An 8,276-nucleotide genomic window follows, 5' to 3' on the forward strand; every position below is an offset into this window, starting at 1 on the left:
GTTGTGGTACCACCTGAATCCATGCCGAACTCAGAAGTGAAACGCAACTGCGCCGATGGTAGTGTGGGAGGTCCCATGTGAGAGTAGGTCATCGCTAAGCGCTTATTAAGAAAAACCCGCAGCTAACGCTGCGGGTTTTTTACTTAAATACTTACTAAAATTAGCTTATTAGTTAGTGAATTAATTTTAGCAAGTACCAGTTTATGTTTAGCGACAATAGCGTTGTGGTCCCACCTGAATCCATGCCGAACTCAGAAGTGAAACGCAACTGCGCCGATGGTAGTGTGGGAGGTCCCATGTGAGAGTAGGTCATCGCTAGGCTTCTATTAAGAAAAACCCGCAGCTGACGCTGCGGGTTTTTTGCGTTTATAGCGACAGTAACACCTGAATCCATGCGCTTATTACCGTCACAGAATCTCAGAGGTGACCGCTCTTGAGCATCCATGCTCTCGTGGCATTAGTGCATCCATGTACTTCAAACACCACTGCGCCGAATTGAGAGTGTGTGGGTAGGTTGCTCTTTATGTGCGAGTAGGTCATCGCTAGGCTTTTTTGCATCTATATTCTCTAGCTATTGCCTCTCAAAAGGCTGTGAAAGTTGTTGATCTAAACGTTAATTTAAATCTGTCTTATCATCTCAGGCTTGCATGTGGTTATTCTTGCTTACCCAAACCCAAAGTGGCGATCCGATACTCTTAGTCAAATAGAACGTTAGTTAATCGATTGCTTTAAAGCAACTGTTGCACGGACTCAAAACTAGGTTAAGGGCGTTGTTGATTAAAGGAGGTAAAGGAGTGGAGCTTGAGATATTTAACAGGTGGTTTGTTCAGTATGGCGGTAGTTATACTATAGCCATGACCTCTCCCTATTTACTAGAGGCTTGAATAATTAACTTATGTGGTTGTCGTTATCGTTAACCAAACAGCAACTAGTTGTTATGTACGTAAAGTACTAGTGTGACAGGTTTCTTTATCTTGTCGCTTCTTCGTAGTCGTATCTACTTCAAAGTCGGGTTTAGCTTGGAAAAAAGCGAGTATTTGTTGAAGTTTATCGTTAAATAATGTCGCTAGTTCAAAGAGTTGATTGCCTTTACTGCTTGATGTCATCGGCATATATTCAGCAACTTCTTTACTGGCCAATTTGATAAAGGGACTATTTGGTGAGGTTGAATGTGGTTTGTTAAGCTCAATGCTTACTAATAGGTTATCGTTACCAAGATTTAACGTTGATAACTCGTACGAATACTCTTGGTTGATGCTTAGTTGGTAATCTGATTTCTTTATTTCAGCGCTTGCGTGGCTCATGCTTGCAAATAAAACAGCTACACTTATGCTTGCAACAAACAAAGGTTTTAATTTTACATTCATTTTGCCATCCTCGCGATTTTGCGACTATTGTTAGTAGACTGCAACAAATTACACATCTCTTCGTAATTGCTTACATTTTAACTATACCTGTCATATTCTGTAAAGGCTAATTTGTTTAGATAAACAGCAAATTTTATAGGACTAATCACATGATGAAGTTCAATCACTAGCCGCCCAAGCTTACAGAAAAGCCAAGGCCGTTCTATTTTGAGAACTGCCTTGGCTTTTTATGAGGGCATACATCCTTGTATTGGTTAGGAAGCGTAAAAATTAACTCGCTTTTTTCTGAATTCTGAATTGATGTAATAATGGCTCAGTGTAACCACTAGGCTGTTGAACACCTTGAAACACCAATTGGCAGGCTGCTTGGAACGCAATACTGGCACTGAAGTTGTCAGCCATTTTTTGGTATAGCGGGTCATGCTCATTTTGTTGATCAACGATCTTGGCCATTTTTTCCAGGCTTGAGATAACTTGCTCAGGGGTACAGACTTTGTGAAGTAACCAGTTAGCAATGTGTTGACTCGAGATACGCAAGGTCGCTCTATCTTCCATCAGGCCAACGTTGTTAATATCTGGTACTTTCGAACAACCAATGCCTTGGTCAATCCAGCGAACTACATAGCCCAGAATACCTTGGTTGTTATTGTCTAACTCTTTTTCGATTTGCTCAGTCGACCAATTAGTTTCTGCAGCAACAGGAATGGTAAGAATGTCATCAACCTTGGCAGGCTCGCGCTCAGCAAGTGACTTTTGTTGGTTGAAAACATCGATATCGTGATAGTGTAATGCGTGTAAAGTAGCCGCCGTTGGCGATGGTACCCAAGCCGTATTGGCGCCCGATTGAACATGGCCAACTTTAGCTTCCATCATACTTGCCATATCGTCTGGTACCGGCCACATACCTTTACCAATTTGTGCTTTACCACTTAGTCCACACGCTAGGCCGATATCAACGTTGTTGTTTTCGTACGCGCTGATCCACTTAGTATGCTTTATTTCATTCTTCGGTAAGATAGCACCTGCAAACATTGATGTGTGAATCTCATCACCTGTGCGATCTAGGAAACCAGTATTGATGAAAACAACGCGTTCACTCGCAGCTTTAATGCAAGCTTTTAAGTTTACGCTAGTGCGACGTTCTTCATCCATAATCCCCATTTTAATTGTGTTTGCAGCTAAGCCTAGTGATTGTTCTACTTTGGCAAATAAGGTATTAGCAAAAGCGACTTCATCTGGGCCGTGCATTTTGGGTTTTACAATGTAGATAGAACCTTTTGTACTGTTGCTTAACTTGTTCGTTTTGTTGACGTCTATGGTACCAATGAGTGATGTCACCATGGCATCTAAAATACCCTCGGGCACTTGGTTGCCGTGTTTGTCGATAATGGCATCATTTGTCATTAAATGACCAACGTTGCGAACGAACATTAGACTACGACCTTTTAAGCTCTGCTCTTGACCAGACACGGCAGTATAATGCTTGTCTTGTGCAAGTGTACGGGTAAAGGTTTCACTGCCTTTTTTAACGTCTTCACTCAGTGTACCTTTGATTAAACCCAACCAGTTTCGGTAAGCGATGATCTTATCGGCAGAATCAACGGCAGCAACGGAATCTTCACAGTCCATAATGGTTGTCAATGCCGCTTCGAGTAAAATATCACTAACACCCGCTGAGTCGTGCTTGGCAGATGGTTTGTCAGCGTCGAATTGAATTTCTATATGTAAGCCATTTTGTTTGAAAAGCAATGACGAAGGCTGCTCGACCGTTCCTGTGTAGCCAACAAATTGTTCTGATTGGAGCAAGGTTGTCACGGTATTGTCGTCAAGGGCAACCTTGAGTTGGTTATCAATAATTTGATAACTGGTCGCTTGACTATGTGAACCGCCAGCAAGAGGTAAATATTGATCTAAACGCTGACGTGCATATTCAATTACCTTGTTACCACGAGCAGGGTTATAGGGGCCTGATTTTTCACAGCCATTATCTTCAGCGATAATGTTACTACCATATAAGGCATCGTATAAACTGCCCCAGCGTGCATTAACCGCATTCAGCGCAAAACGAGCATTCATCACTGGCACAACAAGTTGCGGGCCCGCCATGGTGGCAATTTCAGGGTCGACGTTCTCTGTGCTGATGCTGAAATCATCAACTTCAGGCGCGAGATAACCTATCTCGGTTAGAAAAGCTTTGTAGGTATCAAAATCGGCATCTTTATTGGTTTGATGCCATTGATCAATTTGCTTTTGCAATGATTCACGAGTTTCGAGTAGTTCTAAGTTTTTTGGTGATAACTCAACAATGACATTCGAAAGTTCGCTCCAAAACTTGTCTGATGCGATTTGAGTCTCTGGTAACACTTCTTGTTCAATGAATTGATAGAATGATTGGCATATATTTAAGTCTGCAATTTCAATTCTAGCGGTCATAGTAAATACCTTAATGTAGCGCGTTCAATGGTTAGCAATGTAAGAACAAATAAACAAGGGTGCAATAGCCTGAACAGGCCGAAATTTTTTGATATTGCTATCGATGGCTGGTTGTTCTCATTTAGTTGTTGAAATATAACAACTTTTTGTGTTTTAGGGACAGGTGTCAGGCAATATTATAAAATTTGATAGCTATCATTCATAGGTTTAATGATAACTCGTTTTAGTATTAACTAAATCTATAATCGAGTGGGTGTTACAGTACGACGACTGGTTACATCATCATACTAAATGCAAGCGGTGCAATGATAGCCGTGAAAAAGGCGGTTAAAATCAGCGATAAAGAACTGTATGCGCCATGAGTTAAACTTTTTTTGGTGATTTCTGCAGTGCCCAATGCATGACTTGCGCAGCCAATGGCGAGTCCTTGAGCCCTCGCTGAATTAATACCGAGTAGACTTAACCACTTTGGTCCTAGTAATGCGCCAAATAAGCCCGCAAACATGATACCGACCGCGGTTATTGAGCTTAGTCCTTGGTATTGCTCACTGATCACCAGCGCAATGGGTGTCGTTACCGCTTTAAGAGAAAGCGATACCGCAATATCTGACCGCATTACAGTAACAAGCGCAATAAAGTAGGTACTGACAATGGCTAAAATGATACTGATGACGATAATAGCCGTGATTTGTTTTAGCTCATGCTTAATGGTATTGAGTTGTTGATAGAGCGGAAAACCAAGCGCGACAATTGCAGGTTCCAATAGATAAGTATAGATTTGCGTTGCTTGATAGTAGTCTTGATAGCTAATTTGCTGGCTCAAAAGTAGTGGAATGATTACCGATATACTCAATAGCATTGGGTTGAACAAAATCGCTTGGAGCTTGTTTTGCAAAGCGAAAAAAATGCGATAAATGCCAAGTGTTAACAGGCAGTAGATAGTTGCTTGCAGTAAAAAAGCTGGTTCAAAAATTGTCATTAAGTATCATCGCCAATAAATTTAACCGATAGATAAGCCACTAGCGTGATTAAAGCTAATGTTGTGCCCAGTAATATCAACAACATCATCAAGCCATGACTTTTCAATAACCCGACGTGACTCATTAAACCAACGCCGGCCGGCACAAAGCAAACACTCATATTTTTGACAATCCATTGAATACTGTCTTTTATACGGTTGGCATCAGCCCACTTTAAATGGAGCGCGAAAGCAAAAAACACCATGCCGTAGAGGCTTGCTGGCAGGATATCAACATAATGTGCGAGTAATTTCCCCAATAATAGACACGCGAGTATCCAGCTTAGGCTGTAAATAAAGTGTATGATTTTCGGCATAAGTTGTTTATCGGCATGATTGGTTTAAGAGTTCGGCGTAATAACGGTATATCCTACGTGTTTGTCTATTGATCGGATTTGGTATTAAAGCCTATTTTATATAAATTTGAACATATATACGTTTAAGCGCTCTGATCACTTAACTTGATGGTGAGCAGAGTAGAGTGAGCGTTTAAGCTTCACATTCATTGGCAACTTCCATCACTAAATGTCTAAACCAAATGTGGCTTGCATCGTGATGTAGCAGAGGACTCCAAATCATTTTGAGTTCTATTTCAGGGATCTCAAATGGCGGTTTTACTATTGTAAAGTTGCTATCGTTTTTGTGTAGTAACGCAGCTTTACTTGGTAGTGTTGCAATCAGACTATCTTCAAGCGCAAGCTGCATGGCGACGTGATAGTTGCGAGTAAATACCTTAATGTCACGTTTTTTGTCTAATCGTGCGAGTGCTTCGTCAACCCAGCCGAGCTTTTGTACGTCTTGTGGATCCATACCAACACCTACGCCAAAACCGGTCTTTGATACCCACACGTGTTTAGCAGATAGATAACTATTGAGATCAAAATTTTTCACTAACGGATTGTTAGCACTCAATAGGCAGGAAAAGGTATCTCGCCAAATTGCTTTTTGATGAAACGATTGTGGCAATTCGTCAAAGCGGTTGATCGCCATATCGATTTTACCCGCCTCAACATCGTGGAAGGTGACGTCACTTGGGGTCATAATATCAAGGGTAATATTCGGCGCAATGCTATTGAGTTTCTTGAGTAATCCAGGAATTAAGGTCGATGCTGCATAGTCGCTCGCCATGATTCTGAACACTCGAGTACTACTCGCTTCGTTAAATTCTTCTTCGCCTTGCAAAGCTTCCTCTAACTCGAGCAATATTTTTCTAATAATAGGCGCAAGGCTGCGTGCGCGCTCAGTAGGCACCATACCATCAGACGTTCTTACTAAAATCGGATCGTTGAACAGTGTTCTCAATCGCTTTAAACCATTACTCATGGCTGGTTGAGTAATATTGAGCTGACTAGCCGCTTTGGTAACGTTCTTTTCTCTTAATAATACATCCAAGTAGATAAGTAGATTGAGGTCGATCTTTGAAATATTCATCGATGAAATGCCTAACTCATAAAATATAAATTACATGGATAACGACTATAGTGAACTTATTTTGCGATGGCAAGTAACTTTGCTCTGTTTTAGTGCATAAACTCTATATTTTTTTTGTGAATGCTGTGAATATTTATTATAAATTTAGTAAATGTTTTTGCGGTGTCATATATTTTCAGCCACAAGAGTTTTGTTTTAAAAAATCTGAAATCCGTAGAGGGGAATACACATGACAACTTATCTTGGAGAAATCGATCAATTAGCTGGTACAGTTAATGCTCAAGGCGAATCTTGGTCAGCAATTAGCCCTGAATATGCAGCGCGCATGCGTGCTCAAAACCGCTTTAAAACGGGTTTAGATATCGCAAAATACACGGCTGCTATCATGCGTAAAGACATGGAAGCATATGACAAAGATCCAGCGCAATACACACAGTCATTAGGTTGTTGGCACGGTTTCATCGGTCAGCAGAAAATGATTTCAATCAAAAAACATTTTGAGAACACTGACCGTCGCTATTTATATCTTTCAGGTTGGATGGTTGCTGCTCTTCGTTCTGACTTTGGTCCTCTTCCTGACCAATCAATGCATGAGAAAACGTCAGTAGCTGGCTTAATTGAAGAGTTATACACTTTCTTACGCCAAGCTGATGCGCGTGAATTAGGCGGTCTGTTCCGCGAATTAGATGCAGCACGCGAAGCAGGTGACACTGCTAAAGCGGCTGAAATTCAAGATAAAGTTGATAACCATGTAACTCACGTTGTACCAATTATTGCTGATATTGATGCTGGTTTTGGTAATGCAGAAGCGACTTACTTGCTTGCTAAGCGCATGATTGAAGCTGGTGCTTGTTGTATTCAAATTGAAAACCAAGTGTCTGACGAAAAACAATGTGGTCACCAAGACGGTAAAGTAACCGTACCACATGAAGACTTTTTAGCTAAAATCCGCGCTGTTCGCTACGCGTTTTTAGAGCTTGGTGTTGACGACGGTGTTATTGTTGCTCGCACTGACTCGTTAGGTGCTGGCTTAACTAAGCAAATTGCTTACACCACTGAACCAGGTGATTTGGGTGACCAATACAACTCATTCCTTGATTGTGAAGAAGTTGATGTAGCGGATATGGCTAATGGTGATGTTGTTATCAATCGCGGTGGCAAGTTGCTTCGTCCTAAGCGTTTGCCGAGTAACTTATTCCAATTCCGTCAGGGTACTGGTGAAGATCGCTGTGTACTTGACTGTATCACCTCACTACAAAACGGCGCAGATCTATTGTGGATTGAAACTGAGAAGCCACACGTTGGTCAAATCGGTGGTATGGTAAACCGCATCCGTGAAGTTATCCCGAATGCTAAGCTTGTTTACAACAACTCACCATCGTTTAACTGGACGTTAAACTTCCGTCAGCAAGTATTTGATGCTTGGTCAGAAGAAGGCAAAGACGTATCAGCATATGAGCGTACTAACTTAATGAGCGCTGAATACGACGACAGTGAACTATCAGCAGCAGCAGATGAGAAGATTCGTACCTTCCAAGCGGATGCGGCGCGTGAAGCGGGTATTTTCCATCACTTAATCACATTGCCAACTTACCATACTGCTGCGTTATCTACCGATAACCTAGCGAAAGAGTACTTCGGTGAGCAAGGTATGTTAGGTTATGTTAAAGGTGTTCAACGCAAAGAAATCCGTCAAGGTATTGCTTGTGTTAAACACCAAAACATGGCTGGTTCTGACATCGGTGATGATCACAAAGAATACTTCGCTGGTGAAGCTGCGCTTAAAGCTGGTGGTAAAGACAACACTATGAACCAGTTTGGTTAATTAGCTGATTAAACAAACGTTTATAGCAATAAAAGAGGCTTGAAGTATACACTTCAAGCCTCTTTTATTTTACAGTGACCCGTCCTAAATAAGGTTGACACTTTTCAATCAATGAATTGGAGAGCATCATGAAATCAACCACTAAACGAACTCAAAAGGATTACTCACTCGCTTTTAAATTGTCGGTTGTCGAGCAAGTTGA

At 41.3% G+C, this 8,276-nt stretch carries 6 protein-coding genes and 2 rRNA genes; 3 read left to right on the forward strand and 5 right to left on the reverse strand.

The features are described 5' to 3' along the window. Both rrf (J7384_RS19015) and rrf (J7384_RS19020) read left to right on the forward strand, forming a co-directional pair. Positions 1-100, forward strand: a 5S ribosomal RNA gene (rrf, locus tag J7384_RS19015); the annotation flags it as partial. A gap of 106 nt (positions 101-206) precedes the next feature. Then, positions 207-321: ribosomal RNA gene (rrf, locus tag J7384_RS19020) — 5S ribosomal RNA — on the forward strand. 614 nt (positions 322-935) lie between these two features. Here the strand turns inward: rrf (J7384_RS19020) and J7384_RS19025 are convergent. From J7384_RS19025 to J7384_RS19045, 5 genes are all read right to left on the reverse strand, one after another. Continuing rightward, a complete protein-coding gene (locus tag J7384_RS19025; RefSeq protein ID WP_209116123.1) occupies positions 936-1,367 on the reverse strand; it encodes a hypothetical protein in 432 nt (143 codons plus the stop codon). 270 nt (positions 1,368-1,637) lie between these two features. Next, positions 1,638-3,800 (reverse strand): malate synthase G, encoded by a 2,163-nt coding sequence (locus J7384_RS19030; protein ID WP_209116124.1) that lies wholly within the window; start codon positions 3,798-3,800, stop codon positions 1,638-1,640. 274 nt (positions 3,801-4,074) lie between these two features. Beyond that, complete coding sequence (locus J7384_RS19035) at positions 4,075-4,779, reverse strand: LrgB family protein (protein ID WP_209116125.1); 705 nt, start codon at positions 4,777-4,779, stop codon at positions 4,075-4,077. Continuing rightward, positions 4,779-5,135 carry a CidA/LrgA family protein gene (locus tag J7384_RS19040; RefSeq protein ID WP_209116126.1) on the reverse strand — a complete coding sequence of 119 codons (357 nt, stop codon included), beginning with the start codon at positions 5,133-5,135 and terminating at the stop codon, positions 4,779-4,781. Before J7384_RS19040 ends, J7384_RS19035 begins: the two co-directional genes overlap by 1 nt. Positions 5,136-5,307: 172 nt before the next feature. After that, positions 5,308-6,249 carry a LysR family transcriptional regulator gene (locus tag J7384_RS19045; RefSeq protein ID WP_209116127.1) on the reverse strand — a complete coding sequence of 314 codons (942 nt, stop codon included), beginning with the start codon at positions 6,247-6,249 and terminating at the stop codon, positions 5,308-5,310. A 229-nt stretch (positions 6,250-6,478) separates the two neighbouring features. Here J7384_RS19045 and J7384_RS19050 point away from each other — a divergent pair, with 229 nt between their 5' ends. After that, entirely contained in the window at positions 6,479-8,074 is a 1,596-nt protein-coding gene (locus J7384_RS19050; RefSeq protein ID WP_209116128.1) for an isocitrate lyase, read from the forward strand. The last annotated feature ends 202 nt before the right edge of the window (positions 8,075-8,276 follow it).

Origin of the sequence: Endozoicomonas sp. G2_1, assembly GCF_017744155.1 — a bacterium.
Classification (GTDB): domain Bacteria; phylum Pseudomonadota; class Gammaproteobacteria; order Enterobacterales; family Alteromonadaceae; genus JAGHQT01.

What these genes read in the sequence shown, in the direction of transcription:
- J7384_RS19025 (WP_209116123.1), bottom strand. Translation starts at nt 1,367, where the DNA reads ATGAATGTAAAATTAAAACCTTTGTTTGTTGCAAGCATAAGTGTAGCT.
- J7384_RS19030 (WP_209116124.1), bottom strand. Translation starts at nt 3,800, where the DNA reads ATGACCGCTAGAATTGAAATTGCAGACTTAAATATATGCCAATCATTC.
- J7384_RS19035 (WP_209116125.1), bottom strand. Translation starts at nt 4,779, where the DNA reads ATGACAATTTTTGAACCAGCTTTTTTACTGCAAGCAACTATCTACTGC.
- J7384_RS19040 (WP_209116126.1), bottom strand. Translation starts at nt 5,135, where the DNA reads ATGCCGAAAATCATACACTTTATTTACAGCCTAAGCTGGATACTCGCG.
- J7384_RS19045 (WP_209116127.1), bottom strand. Translation starts at nt 6,249, where the DNA reads ATGAATATTTCAAAGATCGACCTCAATCTACTTATCTACTTGGATGTA.
- J7384_RS19050 (WP_209116128.1), top strand. Translation starts at nt 6,479, where the DNA reads ATGACAACTTATCTTGGAGAAATCGATCAATTAGCTGGTACAGTTAAT.